This window comes from Streptomyces sp. NPDC006140, from assembly GCF_040628815.1.
GTDB lineage: Bacteria > Actinomycetota > Actinomycetes > Streptomycetales > Streptomycetaceae > Streptomyces.
Genome location: NZ_JBEXTS010000019.1, coordinates 148,966 through 163,938 on the forward strand (window position 1 = coordinate 148,966; position 14,973 = coordinate 163,938).

Below are 14,973 nucleotides of genomic sequence, written 5' to 3' on the forward strand. Positions count from 1 at the left end.
GAGGGGTCATGCCAGCCGACACCGCCGCCGAGTCCTTCGCCCGGCTCGCCGCCGAGCGCGTCGACCACCGCTTCAAGGGCCTCCCCCCGGACGCCGACGGCCTGACGGTCGGCGAGCTGGCCGCGCAGCGCCGCAACCTCTTCACCGGCGGCTTCGCCACGCCCGTGCTCGCGCTGTCCGCCGAGCGTCTGGAGCACAACCTGAAGCTGATGGAGACGTACGCGGCCCGGCACGGCCTGGCGTTCGCGCCGCACGGCAAGACCTCCATGGCCCCGCAGCTGTTCCGGCGGCAGATCGAGCACGGGGCGTGGGGCATCACGCTGGCGGTGCCGCACCAGGTGCGGGTGGCGCGGGCCTTCGGCACCCGGCGCGTGTTCCTCGCGAACGAACTGGTCGACGCGGCCGCCCTGCGCTGGATCTCCGCCGAGCTGGACGCCGACCCGGACTTCACCCTCGTCGCGTACGTCGACTCGGTGCGCGGGGTCGAGCTGATGGACGCGGCCCTGCGCGGCGCCGCCCGCCCGGTGGACGTCGTGGTGGAACTCGCCGCCGGGGAGGGCGCCCGGACCGGGGTCCGTACGGAGGCGGAGTGCGCGGCGGTCGCGGACGCCGTGGCCGCGACGGGGACGCTGCGGCTGGTCGGCGTCGCGGGCTACGAAGGAGAGGTGCCGAAGGCCGACCCGGAGCGGGTGACGGCGTGGCTGCGGCGGCTGGTCGCGCTCGCCGCCGACTTCGACAAGGCGGGGCGCTTCACCGGCGTGGACGAGATCGTCGTCAGCGCGGGCGGCAGCGCCTGGTTCGACGCGGTCGCCGAGGTCTTCGCGGAGATGCCCGAACTGTCCCGCCCGGTGCTGAAGTTGCTCCGCTCGGGCGCCTACGTGTCGCACGACGACGGCCACTACCGCAAGCTGACCCCGTTCAACCGGGTGCCCGAGGAGGGCGCCCTGGAGCCCGCGTTCCGCCTGTGGACCCAGGTGGTGTCACGCCCCTCCGCCGAGCAGGCCTTCGTCAACGCGGGCAAGCGGGACGCGGCCTACGACCTCGGCCTGCCCTTCGCGCAGGTGATCCGCCGGGACGGCGCCGAGCGCCCGGCGACCGGCGTGTCGGTGACGGCCCTGTCCGACCAGCATGCCTGGCTGAGCACCACACCGGAGGCGGATGTGGAGGTCGGGGACTGGGTCGGCCTGGGGCTGTCCCACCCGTGCACCTCGTTCGACAAGTGGCAGCTGATCCCGGTGGCGGAGGCGGACGGCACGGTCGTCGACTACGTCCGTACGTTCTTCTAGGAGGCCGGGAGCGATGGAAGAGCTCGTCATCCGGGACGCCGACGTCGTCGACGGCTCCGGCGCGGACGCCTACCGGGCCGATGTCGTCGTCGACGGCGGCCGGATCACCGGGATCGTCAAGGAGGCCGCGGCGGCCGGCTGCCAGCGGCCCAAGGCGCGCCGGGAGCTGGACGCCGAAGGGCTGGTCCTCTCCCCCGGCTTCGTCGACATGCACGCCCACAGCGACCTGGCCCTGCTGCGCGACCCCGACCACAGCGCCAAGGCCGCCCAGGGCGTGACGCTGGAGGTCATCGGCCAGGACGGGCTGTCGTACGCGCCCGTCGACGACCGCACGCTCGGCGAGGTGCGCCGCGCGATCGCCGGGTGGAACGGGCCCGGTGACGACATCGACTTCGACTGGCGCACGGTCGGCGAGTACCTGGACCGGCTGGACCGGGGGATCGCCGTCAACGCGGCCTACCTGATCCCGCAGGGCACGGTCCGGGCGCTCGCCGTCGGCTGGGAGGACCGCCCGGCCACCGCGCGGGAGCTGGACCGGATGCGGCGGCTGGTCGCCGAGGGCATGGAGCAGGGCGCCGTCGGCATGTCGTCGGGGCTGACGTACACGCCCGGCATGTACGCGCGGGACGCCGAACTGACCGAGCTGTGCAAGGTGGTGGCGTCGTACGGCGGCTACTACTGCCCGCACCACCGCTCCTACGGCGCCGGCGCCCTGGAGGCGTACCGGGAGATGGTCGCGCTGGCCCGGGAGGCGGGCTGCTCGCTCCATCTCGCCCACGCCACGATGAACTTCGGTGTGAACAAGGGCCGGGCGCCCGAGCTGCTGGCCCTGCTGGACGAGGCCCTGGCCGCCGGGGCGGACATCAGCCTCGACACGTACCCGTACACGCCCGGCTGCACGACCCTCGCGGCCATGCTGCCGAGCTGGGCGAGCGAGGGCGGCCCGGAGGAGACCCTCAGGCGGCTGGCGGACCCCGGCACGGCGGAGCGGATCCGCCACGACCTGGAGGTCACCGGGTCGGACGGCTGCCACGGCGTGCCCATCGAGTGGGGCACGATCGAGATCTCGGGAGTGAACGATCCGGCCCTGGCCGATCACGTCGGCCGGACGATCCAGGAGTCGGCGGCCCTCCGGCGCGAGGACCCCTGGGTGACCGCGCGCGGACTGCTGCTGGCCGACCGGCTGGCCCCGACGATCCTCCAGCACGTGGGCCACGAGGAGAACGTCCGGGAGATCATGCGCCACCGGGTGCACACGGGCGGCTCGGACGGCATCCTCCAGGGCGCCAAACCGCATCCGCGCGCGTACGGCACGTTCCCGCACTACCTCGGGCACTACGTCAGGGAGTTGGGGGTGCTGTCGCTGGAGGAGTGCGTCGCGCACCTCACCTCGCGCCCGGCGGCGCGGCTCCGCCTGCCCGACCGGGGGCTGGTCCGCGAGGGATACGTCGCCGACCTGGTCCTCTTCGACCCGGCGACGGTCGCGGCGGGTGCCACCTTCGCGGCACCCCGCAGGCTTCCGACGGGCATCCCGTACGTCCTGGTCGACGGCCGGTTCGTGATCGAGGACGGGCGGCGCACGGACGTCCTGGCGGGCCGGGCGGTCCGCGGGACTCCTCCCGCGTGACCGCCCGGCCTGCACCTTGCCTTACGGCTTGGGCAGGGTGCAGCCGCTCGCGCTCAGGTCGAGCTTGTTGTCGATGCCGAAGCAGGCCGGGATCCCGTAGGTCTGCTGGGCGTAGTTGATGCCCTTGCGGACGGTCACGGTGCCGTTCGCGTCGACCTCACAGGGGTTGTTCACCGTGCAGCGCTCGCCGTCCTCGTTGCCGGTGTTGTTGACGGCGACGACCTTGTTGGTGGCCTGGTCGACGACGGGCGAGCCGGACGTGCCGCCGATGGTGTTGCAGGCGGAGGTGTAGCGGACCGAGTCCTTCCAGGTCCAGTCGCCCTCCTTCAGGGTGGGCACGAACCCGTCGACGGAGCAGCTGTAGATCCGCTTCCAGTAGCCCGAGGGGATGCTGATGGCGGTGCCGGCGACCGGGTGACTGTCGCTCAGCGTCAGCGGGTTGATGTTGTACGAGCTCTTGATCTGCGCGTACGTGGTGGTGAGCTGGTACAGCGCGACGTCCGTGTCGGTCATCGTGCCGTAGGCGAGCTTGGCGGCGCGCAGGGTGGCGACGCGCGAGCCGGAGGCGTTGAGCAGGCTGAAGGTGCGGCTGGACGCCTTGTCGACGAGGACCTCGCCGGGCCCGGGGAAGCCGGACTCCAGGCAGTGGCCGTTGGTCATCACGAGCGCCGGGTCGTTGCTCTCGGAGTCCGGCATGCGGACGACGGAGCCGGAGCAGTTGCTGAGCGCGACCGTGCCGGCGAAGTTCACCGCCGTGGCCGACGGGTTGAGTCCGGCCAGCGTCTGCTCCACGGACGAGACCACGCCGGAGACGGCGGACGTGGCCGAGCCCGTGTCCGCGGCCTTGCCGACGCCCGTGGGGGCGGCCTCGGCAGCGGTCGCGGGGGCCGCGCCGGCCCCGGCTATCGCCAGGGCGAAGAACGCGGCGGCGAGAGGTTTTCTCATGGGGGGTCCCCTCTTGCGACGGAGGCGGCCGGAAATCTTCCGGCCGCCTGCACGATTGTCATGTGCATTGTGATCGTCGCAAGGGGGGCGGGGCAAGGAGTCGTTCCACAAGCGGAATGAGCGCGTCCTGTCCGACCCTACTCAACCGCCCCGACCGGACGGCTACTTGGGGCCCTTCGTACCGCCGGGGCCGTGGCCCGGTTTCCCCTCGGGCCTGCCCGGGGGTGTCGCGGTGGCGTCGGGAGCGGAGGTCGTCGGGGTGACGGCCGGGGTGCTGACGGCCGGGGGCGGCGCGCTGTCCGTCGCGTCGCCGGACGGGGTGCGGCTCGCGGTGGCCGACGGGCTCGCGGACGTGGACGCGGTCGCGGACGGCGCGCCGCTCGCCGGCCGGCCGGCGAGCGGCGCGCCGGGGGTGGAGGCCGGGCCGGTGCCGGAGGGCGCGGCCGGCGACTCCCCCGCCGTCGGGCCCGTACGGCCGCCCTCGCCGCCCCGCGTGCCGGAGGACGACCCCGAGAAGGAGAACCCGGCGATCAGGGCCGCCGCCGACACGGCACCCACGGCACCGGCGGCGACCGCGACCCGGCGCGTCCGCCAAGGACTCTTCCGCCGCCGGGCACGATGCCCCGCCCCGGACCGGCCACCCGCCGGCACCACCGGCACCACCGGCAGCTCGCGCGTGGCACCCACGCCGCCTGCGGCTCCCTCGTCCTGCCATCCGTGCGCCGCCGCCGGATCGGCGTACCCGTCGTACGCCGGGGGCGGGGCCGCCTGCGGCAGGTACACGTTCGGCGGCGGCCCCTGCGGCTCGCCGCCGGTCGCTCCGTCGGCGTAATCGAATGACTGGGACATGGCGGCGCATTCTAGGGACAGGAGGTGCTGGTGGGACAGCATGCGGCCATTTCCCCGCACATCACCGCGTCTCACGTGGCGGAAAACACGGGCCGTGGCGCGTTACCGCGCCGTAAGCTCCCAGACATGCAGGTGATCCAGTCGACCAAGCTCGCCAACGTCTGTTACGAGATCCGGGGCCCGGTGCTCGAGGAGGCGATGCGGCTGGAAGCGGCCGGTCACCGGATCCTCAAGCTGAACACCGGCAACCCGGCGGCGTTCGGCTTCGAGTGCCCGCCCGAGATCCTGGAGGACATCCTCCGCAACGTGTCCTCGGCCCACGGCTACGGGGACGCGAAGGGCCTGCTGGCGGCGCGCCGCGCGGTCGTGATGCACAACCAGACCCTCGGCATCGAGACGGACGTCGAGCACGTCTTCATCGGCAACGGTGTCTCCGAGCTGATCGTGATGGCGATGCAGGGCCTGCTCGACGACGGCGACGAGGTGCTCGTGCCCGCGCCCGACTACCCGCTGTGGACGGCGGCGGTCTCGCTCTCCGGCGGCACGGCGGTCCACTACCGCTGCGACGAGCAGGCCGACTGGATGCCCGACCTCGCCGACGTCGAACGCAAGGTCACCGACCGCACCAAGGCGATCGTGATCATCAACCCGAACAACCCGACGGGCACCGTCTACGACGAGGCGATGATCAAGGGCCTGACCGACATCGCCCGCCGCCACAACCTGCTGGTCTGCTCGGACGAGATCTACGACAAGATCCTCTACGACGACGCCACCCACACCCCCACGGCCAAGGTCGCCCCCGACCTGCTCACCCTCACCTTCAACGGCATGTCGAAGGCCTACCGGGTGGCCGGCTACCGGGTGGGCTGGATGTCGATCTCCGGGCCGCGCGCGCACGCCGACTCCTACATCGAGGGCCTGACGATCCTGGCGAACATGCGCCTGTGCGCGAACATGCCGGGACAGCACGGGGTGGTCGCCGCGCTCAGCGGCCGCCAGACGATCAACGACCTGGTCCTGCCGGGCGGGCGGCTGCGCGAGCAGCGGGACGTGGCCTACGAACTGCTCACCCAGATCCCGGGCGTGACGTGCGTGAAGCCGAAGGGGGCGCTGTACCTCTTCCCGCGCCTCGACCCCAAGGTCTTCAAGATCAAGGACGACCGGCGGATGGTCCTGGACCTGCTCCGGCGGGAGAAGATCATGGTCGTCCAGGGCACGGGCTTCAACTGGCCGGAGCCGGACCACTTCCGCGTGGTGACCTTGCCGACGGTCGGCGACCTGCGCGACGCGGTGGGGCGGATCGGGCACTTCCTGGACGGCTACAGCCAGCACTGACCGGACCTTCCGCTCACCGTACGTATGCGGTCAGTCCGGGTTTGTGAATAACTCAACTTTAGACGAAATCTAAGCTAGGATGGCTTCCTGCAAGCAGTCAGGAGGCCCTCCCATGTACGAACCGATCCGCACCAAGTCGGTCCACAGCACGGTGGACGGCCCCAACCCGGACTTCCCCCACCGTTCCCGTGAGGAAGAGCTGGACATCCAGCTCGCGGGCCACCTGGCCGCCCTGCTCGCCGTCACGGACGAGCTGCGCGCGCTGGAGGCCTCGGCCGACCTGGACACCGCGGCGGAGCGGCTCGCGGAGCAGGTGGGCCGGCTGAGGGGTGGACCCGCCCCGGCCCGGGTCTCCGGCGCCCGGCGCGAGCGGAGCGCCGTCGCCCTGCACCGGCGGGCGCACGCGCTGGCGGGCCGCGCGCTGGTCGTCGCCGCCTCCCGCGCCGACACGGCGGCCGCGATCCTGGCCGCCGAGCGGATGGACGCCCACACGGCGGCCCTGGAGCCGCGCGCCCTCGCGTCCCGCTGAGCCCCGAGGGGCTCCCCTTGACGGCCCCGGTCCGCGCGCACCCGCAGCGACGCGCGGACCGGGCGCCACTGACCCCTTCGTGTAACCCCTTCGTGAGGACCTCCGGGTACCCCCGTCCGGAGCCCGTCACGCCTGTCGCGTCCGGCAGCAGTCCGAGCTGCTCGTGCCCGTGCTCGTGCTGGGCTGTGCGTTGTGGAGGTCGTCGTCGTGGCCGGCGGCGATCCGTGCCCATTGCGCGGTCGGCCGTCCGTCCCTGCGGAACTGCTGGCCGAGCGTCTCGTACGGCTGCGGCCAGCCGGACGGGGAGTTCTCCCAGGTCTCCTGCCGTCCGTAGACCGTCATGTCGAGGATGCCGTAGGACGGTGCCATGGGTTCGACGCCGCGGCCGGTGGTCCAGTACGTCTCGTAGACGCGGTCCCCGTCGCGGAGGTAGCACGCCTTCATCCCGAAGTGGCGGCCGGCGACGAGCCGTTCGTGCGACTCGGCGGGTACGGAGTACCAGGGCATGTCCCAGCCCATGAAGCGGCGGTAGCGGTCGGACTCCTCGTAGGGGCCCTGGCAGAAGACGGCGAAGGTGACGTCTCGCTGGTGCAGGTAGGACAGTTCGCGGACCTGGCCGGTGAAGAAGGTGCAGCCCTCGCACTGGTCGGCGGCCGTGTGGCCGTCGTGCCACATGTGGTACGACACGAACAATTGAGTGCGGCCCTCGAAGACGTCGATCAGGGGGACGTGCCCCTCGCCTCCGACGAGCGGGGCGGACGGGTCCACCTCGGTCATGGGCAGCCGTCGCCGGGCGGCGGCGATCGCGTCGCCCTCCCGGGTGTGGGCCTTCTCCCGGACGCGCAGGGTGTCGATGGCGGCCAGCCACTCCCGGCGGGAGACGACCGGCGGCCTGTTCACATCAGTCATGGCCGTACTGACCCCGCGTCTCGCGAGAAATCATCGGTGGAGTCCGTGGCGGGCGGCTCAGCTGACGAGTTCGGCGAGTCGGGCCATCTCGGTGGGCGGGTCGATCACCGGCTGGATGAGGAGCTCGTCGACGCCCGCCTGTTCCAGGGCGGTGATGCGGGTGCGGAGGTCGTCGCGGGTGCCGACGAGGGCCAGGCCGTTCATCAGCGAGGGCAGGACCAGGTCCCGGTCCTGCGGTGCGATGCGTCCGAGGTAGTCGGGGTAGAGCTTGGTGTACCGGTCCGGCGCGGTGGCGGTGGTGCCCCGCCGGTCGAGGAGTCGTCGCACCGCCTCCCGTTCGTCGGGGCCGAGTCGCCCGGCGACGGCGGGGGTGTCGGCGGCGAAGTCCAGCAGCGACAGGACGAGGTGACCTGTCGCGTCCCGGGCCGCGTCACTGTCGGCGTCCTCGTCGTCGCGCAGCAGGTGGAGCGCGGTGACCACGTAGGAGGCCGCGGAGGAGCCGGGGTCGGGGACCGTACCGTGGGCTGCCTGGCGGCGGGCGTCGTGCAGCGCGTGCCAGGCGGTGGGGTCGAGCAGGCCGAAGGAGATGAGGCCGGTGCCGCGGCGGCCGGCCACGGCGGCGGCCTTGGACCCGAGCGCGGCCACGACGAACTCGATCGGATCGGTGGTGTTCACGTGCGCCCCGGCGTGCAGGAACCGGATGCCGCGGACCCGGTCTCCTTCGCGGTACTCGGTCGGGCGTCCGGCACACAGATCCTGCAGTGCCGCGGTGAAGTCCTCCAGGGCGGCTGCCGTGGCCGGCTGCATGCCCAGGGTGCGGCGGGCGGTGTTCCCGGTGCCGACCCCGCAGATGATCCGGCCCGGTGCCAGGGCGTTGAGGCTGGCGAACCCGCTCGCCGCGGCCGGGGCCGAGCGCAGGGCCGGTGAGGTCACGCCGATCCCGAGCTTGATGCGACGGGTGGCCTTCGCGCACAGGCTCAGGGCGACGAAGGGGTCACCGTGGACCATCGGGGTGTCGTAGACCCAGAAGCTGCGCAAGCCCGACTCCTCGGCTCGCACGGCGAGATCCTCCACACCGGGGTGCGCTGCGACCACGACGCCTGCACGCATCAAGCCTCCAAAGCACGAGGATCGGATCGAGCTTGCTCCGGTCCGGAACCGGCGTTCACCGACGCCGGAGCCGGCTCCCCGGGAGCGCCCGAGCGCCCCGGTCGACGTGGGCCGTCGGCCGGAGCGCTCGGTCATCCATCGGCACGTTCGTGAGCCCGCTGGGCGGGCCGTGCCGAAGCGGGCGGGTGTGAGCCTGTCGCCGCCGGGTGCCGTCGAGGCGGACGGCGGACGGCGACGGGCTCGGAGCCCCGCACGCCGTTGTGCGGGTCCCGCCTGTCCGTCCCGCGGCCGGCCGTGACGATGTTGCTGGTCAGGGCACTGTCGGTTCCAGCCGGCCGCGGAGTTCGGGGGGTGGGGCTCAGCCCAGGCGCTCGACCAGGGCGCGGTACTCGTCCCACAGCTCCTTCGGCGTGTGGTCGCCGAAGGTGTTGAGGTGGTCGGGGACCAGGGCGGCCTCCTCGCGCCAGACCTCCTTGTCGACCGTGAGGAGGAACTCCAGGTCGGAGTCGGCCAGTTCCAGGCCGTTCGTGTCGAGGGCGTCCTTCGTCGGCAGGATGCCGATGGGGGTCTCGACACCCTCGGCCCTGCCGTCCAGGCGCTCCACGATCCACTTCAGGACGCGGGAGTTCTCGCCGAAGCCGGGCCAGACGAACTTGCCCTCGTCGTCCTTGCGGAACCAGTTGACGTAGTAGATCTTCGGCAGCTTGGACTGGTCCTTGTCCTTGGCCACGTCGATCCAGTGGGCCATGTAGTCGCCCATGTTGTAGCCGCAGAACGGCAGCATCGCGAAGGGGTCGCGGCGCAGCTCGCCGACCTTGCCCTCGGCGGCGGCGGTCTTCTCGGAGGCCACGTTGGCGCCGAGGAAGACGCCGTGGTTCCAGTCGAAGGACTCCGTCACCAGCGGGACGGCGGTGGCGCGGCGGCCGCCGAAGAGGATCGCCGAGATCGGCACGCCCTTGGGGTCCTCCCACTCGGGCGCGATGATCGGGCACTGCGAGGCCGGGACGGTGAAGCGGGCGTTGGGGTGGGCGGCCGGGGTCTCCGACTGAGGCGTCCAGTCGTTGCCCTTCCAGTCCGTGAGGTGGGCCGGGGGCTCCTCGGTCATGCCCTCCCACCAGACGTCGCCGTCGTCCGTCAGCGCCACGTTCGTGAAGACGGAGTTGCCCCACAGCGTCTTCATCGCGTTGGCGTTGGTGTGCTCGCCGGTGCCGGGGGCGACGCCGAAGAAGCCCGCCTCGGGGTTGATGGCGTAGAGGCGGCCGTCCTCGCCGAAGCGCATCCAGGCGATGTCGTCGCCGATGGTCTCGACCGTCCAGCCGGGGATGGTCGGCTCCAGCATGGCGAGGTTGGTCTTGCCGCAGGCGCTCGGGAAGGCCGCGGCGACGTACTTGGCCTCGCCGCGCGGCGGGGTGAGCTTCAGCACGAGCATGTGCTCGGCCAGCCAGCCCTCGTCCCGGGCCATGACGGAGGCGATGCGCAGGGCGTAGCACTTCTTGCCGAGCAGGGCGTTGCCGCCGTAGCCGGAGCCGTAGGACCAGATCTCGCGGCTCTCCGGGAAGTGGGAGATGTACTTCGTCTGGTTGCAGGGCCAGGGGACGTCCTCCTGGCCGGGCTCCAGCGGGGCGCCCAGGGTGTGCACGGCCTTGACGAAGAAGCCGTCGGAGCCCAGCTCGTCGAGGACGGCCTGGCCCATGCGGGTCATCGTGCGCATGGAGACGGCGACGTACGCCGAGTCGGTGATCTCCACGCCGAGCGCGGACAGCGGCGAGCCGAGCGGGCCCATGCAGAACGGCACGACGTACATGGTGCGGCCGCGCATCGAGCCGCGGAACAGGCCTCCCTGCCCCCCGGAGCCCTGGAAGATCTCCCGCATCTCGGCGGGGGCCTTCCAGTGGTTCGTGGGGCCCGCGTCCTCCTCCTTCTCGGAGCAGATGAACGTCCGGTCCTCCACGCGGGCGACGTCGGTGGGGTCGGAGGCCGCGTAGTAGGAGTGGGGGCGCTTGATCGGGTCGAGTTTCCGGAAGGTGCCCTTCTGGACGAGCTCCTCGCACAGTCGCTCGTACTCGGCCTCGGATCCGTCACACCAGACCACGTTGTCCGGCTGCGTCAGTTCTGCGATCTCGTTGACCCACGAGATCAGCCCCTGATGGGTGGTGGGGACGGTGGGAGCCGCGATGTCGCGCGCCACGATTGCTCCTAAATGAGGGTTTTTTGTGATGTGGAGGCCCCGTGGGGGCTGCGACCCGGATGCTTCAGGGTGGATCTTGGCGCTCATCCGGTGCCGACCGCACTCATTTGATCATCCGATGCGCGCGCCCATCTGTCCAGAGGAGCGCACAGGTGAGCAACGTGAGGATCGCCACGGTTTCTCGCGCCGCTTTACATGCACGTTGCGTTCACCGGACCGTCCGTTTGCGTAACCATCGTTGGGTCACGGTGAGAGGATGGCCACTCTTCATCGGCCAATCCGGCGGACTGATACGTCACTTACGGTTCCGTAGCTACCATTCCGTCATGACTGCGTTCGCCCCCGACGCGCCCACGGACACGCCGGCCGACGGCCGCGGTCCGCAGGCGCTCTCCTTGCCGCACCCGGTGAAGCCCAAGCTGCGCGGCTGGCTGCACCTCGGCATGTTTCCGGCCGTCCTCGTCGCGGGCCTGGTCCTGACCGCCCTCGCCGACTCGACCAGAGGACGCATCGCGTGCGGCATCTTCGCACTGACCGCCTGCCTGCTGTTCGGCGTGAGCGCGCTGTACCACCGGGGCAACTGGAGCCCCCGCATGGACGGCGTCCTGCGCCGGTTGGACCACTCCAACATCTTCCTGATCATCGCGGGCACGTACACACCACTGACGATGCTGCTCCTGCCGGAGGCCAAGGGGCGGTGGCTGCTGTGGGGCATCTGGGCGGCGGCCGCCGCCGGGATCGCCTTCCGCGTCTTCTGGGTCGGCGCCCCGCGCTGGCTGTACACACCGTGCTACATCGCGATGGGCTGGGCGGCCGTCTTCTACCTGCCGGACTTCATGCGGACCGGCGGGATCGCGGTCCTCGTCCTGGTCATCGTCGGCGGCGTGCTCTACAGCGTGGGCGGTGTCGTCTACGGGATCAAGCGGCCGAACCCGTCACCGCGCTGGTTCGGCTTCCACGAGGTGTTCCACTCCTTGACGCTGGCGGCCTTCATCGCGCACTACGTGGGGATCTCGCTGGTGGCGTACCAGCACGGATGATCTTCCACTGAAGGCCTTCAGGGCCACGGCTTCCAGCCGTGGCCCTTTTTGCTGTCTCGAAAGGCTCTACTGATTGACAGAGTGCCTCTTTTGAGAGCTACTGTCATTTCATGGTTGCTACCACTTCCGCGCCCGATCCTCGCCGCTGGTGGGCCCTGACGGCCCTGGTCGCGAGCATGCTCACGCTCGGCTTCGACATGACGATCCTCAACGTCGCGCTGCCGACGATGGCCCAGGACCTCGGCGCGAGCACCGGCGAGCAGCAGTGGATGGCGGACGCCTACGTCGTCGTCTTCGCCGCGCTGATGCTCCCCGCCGGGCTGCTCGGCGACCGGTTCGGGCGGCGGCTGATGCTCGTCACCGGGCTGGGGATCTTCCTCGCCGGCTCGGTCGTGGGCGCCCTGGCCCCGGACGTGGGCTGGGTCGTCGCCGCCCGGGCCGTGATGGGCGTCGGCGGCGCGCTGGTCATGCCGCTCGCGCTGTCCGTGCTGCCGTCGCTGTTCGGGCCGGACGAGCGCTCCAAGGCCATCGGCGTCATGTCGGCCGCCTCCGCGCTCGGCATGCCGCTCGGCCCGATCCTCGGCGGCTGGCTGCTCGACCACTTCTGGTGGGGCTCGGTCTTCCTGATCAACGTGCCCATGGTCGGCATCGGCGTCATGGCCTGCCTCTTCCTGCTCCCCGAGACGCGCGACCCCTCCTCCCCCACGGTGGACGCCCTCGCCACGGCACTCACCGCCGCCGGTCTCGGCGCCCTCGTCTACGCCATCATCGAGGCGCCCACGCGCGGCTGGGGCGACCCCCTGGTCGCCGGGTTCCTCGCCGCAGCCGTCGTCCTGCTCGCCGGGCTGGTGCTGCGCGAGCGGCGGGCGGTACGGCCCATGATCGACATGGAGCTGCTCCGCCACCGCGGGTTCCTCGTGAACACCCTCACGGCGACGCTGGTCACCTTCGTCCTGGCGGGCCTGCTGTTCCTGCTGCCGCCCTACCTCCAGGCCGTGCTCGGCCACGACGCCCTCGGCACCGGGCTGCGGCTGCTGCCGATGATGGGCGGCCTGATGGTCTCCGCACGCGCCGCCCAGCCGGTCGTCGCCCGGTTCGGCCCCCGCGCGGTCGTCAGCTGCGGCCTGGTGGTGCTGGCGTTCGCCGCGTTCCTCGGCAGCCGTACGGAGGCGGATTCCGCCTACGGCTTCACCGCGCTGTGGCTGGCCGTCACCGGCGTCGGCTTCGGCTTCGCGGTGGTCCCGGCGATGGACGGGGCGCTGGCCGCGCTTCCGGCCGACCGGGCCGGCAGCGGATCGGGGCTGCTGATGACCCTGCGCCAGGTCGGCAGCGCCATCGGCATCGCCCTGCTGGGCAGCCTGCTCGCGGGCGCCTACCGGGACCGGCTCGACGTCACCGGACTGCCCGCCCGGGCCGCCGACACCGCCGGGGAGTCCGTGGTGGCCGCGCACCTCGTCGCCGAGCGCACCGGCGCGCCCGGCCTGGCCGCCTCCGCGAACAGCGCCTACGTCCACGGCATGGGCGTCGTCCTGCTGGTGTGCGGTGCCGCGGCCCTGGTCGCCGCGCTGCTCACCGGGGCGTTCCTGCCCCGCACCCGGACCGCCCCGGACGGCGAGGACGGCGAGGGCGGCACCCCGGCCATGGCCGGGCCCGAGGCCGATGCCAGACAATGACCTTCATGACGGCCGCACGCACCACCCCCGCCGACCGACCCCAGCTGGGACTCCGGGAGCGGAAGAAGATCAAGACCCGCCAGGCGATCCGCAGCGCGACGTACGCGCTGATCGAGGAGCAGGGCTACGACGCCACGACGATCGAGCAGATCGCCGACCGCGCCGAGGTGTCGCCGTCGACCGTCTTCCGGTACTTCCCGACCAAGGAGGACATCGTCGTCACCGACGAATGGGACCCGGTGATGATGGAGGAGCTGCGGACCCGGCCGCCGGCCGAGTCGTGGGCCGACACCCTGCGGCACGTGATGCGCACGGCCCTCGACCTGAGCCTCGCCGAGGAACCCGAGGTGACGCGGCTGCGGACGCGGCTCGGGGTCGAGGTCCCCGCGGTCCGCGCGCGCATGATCGAGAGCACCGCGGCCACCGGCCGGCTGCTCCGCGAGGCCCTCGCCGAGCGCTCCGGGCTGGACCCCGACAGCCTGGAGCTGCGGGTCTTCGCCATGTCCGTGCTGGGCGGGCTGATGGAGGTCTCCCACTACTGGGCCGAGACCGGCCACCGCGACGACATCAGGGACCTCGTCGACCGCGCCCTGGACGTCCTGGAGCACGGCCTGCCCACCGGAAAACGCTGAGGCCGGCGCCCCTCCCCGTGGCATCCTGACCGGGTGAACGGTCCCGAGATCCACGTCGACTTCGCGCCCGAGCTGCACGTCTTCGTCCCCCCGGCCCGCAGGAACGGCACCGTGCGGGCCGCCACCGACGGCGTCTCCAGCCTCGGCCATGTCATCGAGTCCCTCGGCGTGCCGCTGACCGAGGTGGGCACGCTGCTCGTGGACGGCCGCGCGGTACCGGTCTCGCACGTCCCGGCGGCCGGGGAGGCGGTGACGGTACGGACCGTCACCCGCCCGCAGCAGGTGCCCGGCGCTCCCCTCCGCTTCCTCCTCGACGTCCACCTCGGCACGCTCGCCCGCCGGCTGCGCCTGCTCGGCGTGGACACGGCGTACGAGTCGACCGACATCGGCGACCCGGCCCTCGCGGCGCGTTCGGCGGCCGAGCAGCGGGTCATGCTGAGCCGCGACCGGGGTCTGCTGCGGCGCCGGGAGCTGTGGGCGGGGGCGTTCGTCTACAGCACCCGCCCCGAGGAGCAGCTCCGCGACGTGCTGGACCGCTTCCGACCCGAGCTGCTGCCCTGGACGCGCTGCACCGCCTGCAACGGCCTGCTGCGCGAGGCGACCAAGGACGAGGTCGCCGATCAGCTCAAACACGGCACGCACGCCACGTACGACGTGTTCGCGCAGTGCACGGCATGCGGACGGGCGTACTGGAAGGGCGCGCACCACGAGCAGCTGGAGGCGATCGTGGAACAGGCGATCTCGTTCGCTCGGAGCGCTGCCGGCGGCCCGGGCGGCGGTGACGATCCGCTCCCGGTTGCGCAGGGCGTCGGCGCGCGGCCGGGGCGCCTTGCGCTGTACGGGGGTG

The 14,973-nt window shown here is 72.0% G+C and carries 12 protein-coding genes and 2 pseudogenes; 8 read left to right on the top strand and 6 right to left on the bottom strand.

Going from position 1 to position 14,973, the window contains the following annotated elements:
• Positions 1–8: 8 nt before the first annotated feature.
• Together ABZ386_RS36000 and ABZ386_RS36005 are read left to right on the top strand one after the other, a co-directional pair.
• Positions 9–1,286 (top strand): amino acid deaminase, encoded by a 1,278-nt coding sequence (locus ABZ386_RS36000; protein WP_356671069.1) that lies wholly within the window; start codon positions 9–11, stop codon positions 1,284–1,286.
• Positions 1,287–1,299: 13 nt separating this feature from the next.
• The gene (locus ABZ386_RS36005) at positions 1,300–2,913 is read left to right on the top strand and encodes a D-aminoacylase (protein WP_356618274.1); all 1,614 of its coding nucleotides are present in this window, start codon (positions 1,300–1,302) and stop codon (positions 2,911–2,913) included.
• A gap of 21 nt (positions 2,914–2,934) precedes the next feature.
• On the opposite strand, the gene ABZ386_RS36010 is transcribed toward ABZ386_RS36005, so the two are convergent.
• Together ABZ386_RS36010 and ABZ386_RS36015 are read right to left on the bottom strand one after the other, a co-directional pair.
• On the bottom strand, positions 2,935–3,858 hold the full coding sequence (locus ABZ386_RS36010; RefSeq protein ID WP_358967796.1) for a serine protease: 924 nt from the start codon (positions 3,856–3,858) through the stop codon (positions 2,935–2,937).
• A 162-nt stretch (positions 3,859–4,020) separates the two neighbouring features.
• The gene (locus ABZ386_RS36015) at positions 4,021–4,707 is read right to left on the bottom strand and encodes a hypothetical protein (protein ID WP_358967799.1); all 687 of its coding nucleotides are present in this window, start codon (positions 4,705–4,707) and stop codon (positions 4,021–4,023) included.
• A gap of 126 nt (positions 4,708–4,833) precedes the next feature.
• On the opposite strand from ABZ386_RS36015, the gene ABZ386_RS36020 reads away from it, so the two are divergent.
• Positions 4,834–6,045, top strand: coding sequence for a pyridoxal phosphate-dependent aminotransferase (locus ABZ386_RS36020; RefSeq protein WP_358967802.1), 1,212 nt, complete (start codon positions 4,834–4,836; stop codon positions 6,043–6,045).
• A gap of 112 nt (positions 6,046–6,157) precedes the next feature.
• Positions 6,158–6,574: a hypothetical protein gene (locus tag ABZ386_RS36025; protein WP_351347084.1), complete on the top strand. Its 417-nt coding sequence runs from the start codon at positions 6,158–6,160 to the stop codon at positions 6,572–6,574.
• Positions 6,575–6,700: 126 nt separating this feature from the next.
• On the opposite strand, the gene ABZ386_RS36030 is transcribed toward ABZ386_RS36025, so the two are convergent.
• The 3 genes from ABZ386_RS36030 to ABZ386_RS36040 form a co-directional block, all read right to left on the bottom strand.
• On the bottom strand, positions 6,701–7,483 hold the full coding sequence (locus ABZ386_RS36030) for a DUF899 family protein (RefSeq protein WP_358967805.1): 783 nt from the start codon (positions 7,481–7,483) through the stop codon (positions 6,701–6,703).
• Positions 7,484–7,540: 57 nt separating this feature from the next.
• Positions 7,541–8,593 (bottom strand): LLM class flavin-dependent oxidoreductase, encoded by a 1,053-nt coding sequence (locus ABZ386_RS36035; protein ID WP_356618421.1) that lies wholly within the window; start codon positions 8,591–8,593, stop codon positions 7,541–7,543.
• A 358-nt stretch (positions 8,594–8,951) separates the two neighbouring features.
• Positions 8,952–10,781, bottom strand: a complete 1,830-nt coding sequence (locus tag ABZ386_RS36040; protein ID WP_351347090.1) for a phosphoenolpyruvate carboxykinase (GTP) — start codon at positions 10,779–10,781, stop codon at positions 8,952–8,954.
• A gap of 326 nt (positions 10,782–11,107) precedes the next feature.
• Here ABZ386_RS36040 and ABZ386_RS36045 point away from each other — a divergent pair, with 326 nt between their 5' ends.
• From ABZ386_RS36045 to ABZ386_RS36060, 4 genes and pseudogenes are all read left to right on the top strand, one after another.
• The gene (locus ABZ386_RS36045; RefSeq protein WP_356618423.1) at positions 11,108–11,821 is read left to right on the top strand and encodes a hemolysin III family protein; all 714 of its coding nucleotides are present in this window, start codon (positions 11,108–11,110) and stop codon (positions 11,819–11,821) included.
• Positions 11,822–11,931: 110 nt separating this feature from the next.
• Positions 11,932–13,494 carry an MFS transporter gene (locus ABZ386_RS36050; protein WP_356618425.1) on the top strand — a complete coding sequence of 521 codons (1,563 nt, stop codon included), beginning with the start codon at positions 11,932–11,934 and terminating at the stop codon, positions 13,492–13,494.
• Positions 13,495–13,499: 5 nt separating this feature from the next.
• The gene (locus ABZ386_RS36055; protein ID WP_351347096.1) at positions 13,500–14,126 is read left to right on the top strand and encodes a TetR family transcriptional regulator; all 627 of its coding nucleotides are present in this window, start codon (positions 13,500–13,502) and stop codon (positions 14,124–14,126) included.
• A gap of 33 nt (positions 14,127–14,159) precedes the next feature.
• Positions 14,160–14,879: pseudogene (locus ABZ386_RS36060) on the top strand (Mut7-C RNAse domain-containing protein); the annotation flags it as partial.
• 15 nt (positions 14,880–14,894) lie between these two features.
• Here the strand turns inward: ABZ386_RS36060 and ABZ386_RS36065 are convergent.
• A pseudogene (locus tag ABZ386_RS36065) lies at positions 14,895–14,973 on the bottom strand (TetR/AcrR family transcriptional regulator); the annotation flags it as partial.

Excerpts from the sequence above, each read along its gene's own strand:
- ABZ386_RS36000 (WP_356671069.1), top strand. The coding sequence starts at position 9 with ATGCCAGCCGACACCGCCGCCGAGTCCTTCGCCCGGCTCGCCGCCGAG.
- ABZ386_RS36005 (WP_356618274.1), top strand. The coding sequence starts at position 1,300 with ATGGAAGAGCTCGTCATCCGGGACGCCGACGTCGTCGACGGCTCCGGC.
- ABZ386_RS36010 (WP_358967796.1), bottom strand. The coding sequence starts at position 3,858 with ATGAGAAAACCTCTCGCCGCCGCGTTCTTCGCCCTGGCGATAGCCGGG.
- ABZ386_RS36015 (WP_358967799.1), bottom strand. The coding sequence starts at position 4,707 with ATGTCCCAGTCATTCGATTACGCCGACGGAGCGACCGGCGGCGAGCCG.
- ABZ386_RS36020 (WP_358967802.1), top strand. The coding sequence starts at position 4,834 with ATGCAGGTGATCCAGTCGACCAAGCTCGCCAACGTCTGTTACGAGATC.
- ABZ386_RS36025 (WP_351347084.1), top strand. The coding sequence starts at position 6,158 with ATGTACGAACCGATCCGCACCAAGTCGGTCCACAGCACGGTGGACGGC.
- ABZ386_RS36030 (WP_358967805.1), bottom strand. The coding sequence starts at position 7,483 with ATGACTGATGTGAACAGGCCGCCGGTCGTCTCCCGCCGGGAGTGGCTG.
- ABZ386_RS36035 (WP_356618421.1), bottom strand. The coding sequence starts at position 8,593 with ATGCGTGCAGGCGTCGTGGTCGCAGCGCACCCCGGTGTGGAGGATCTC.
- ABZ386_RS36045 (WP_356618423.1), top strand. The coding sequence starts at position 11,108 with ATGACTGCGTTCGCCCCCGACGCGCCCACGGACACGCCGGCCGACGGC.
- ABZ386_RS36050 (WP_356618425.1), top strand. The coding sequence starts at position 11,932 with ATGGTTGCTACCACTTCCGCGCCCGATCCTCGCCGCTGGTGGGCCCTG.
- ABZ386_RS36055 (WP_351347096.1), top strand. The coding sequence starts at position 13,500 with ATGACGGCCGCACGCACCACCCCCGCCGACCGACCCCAGCTGGGACTC.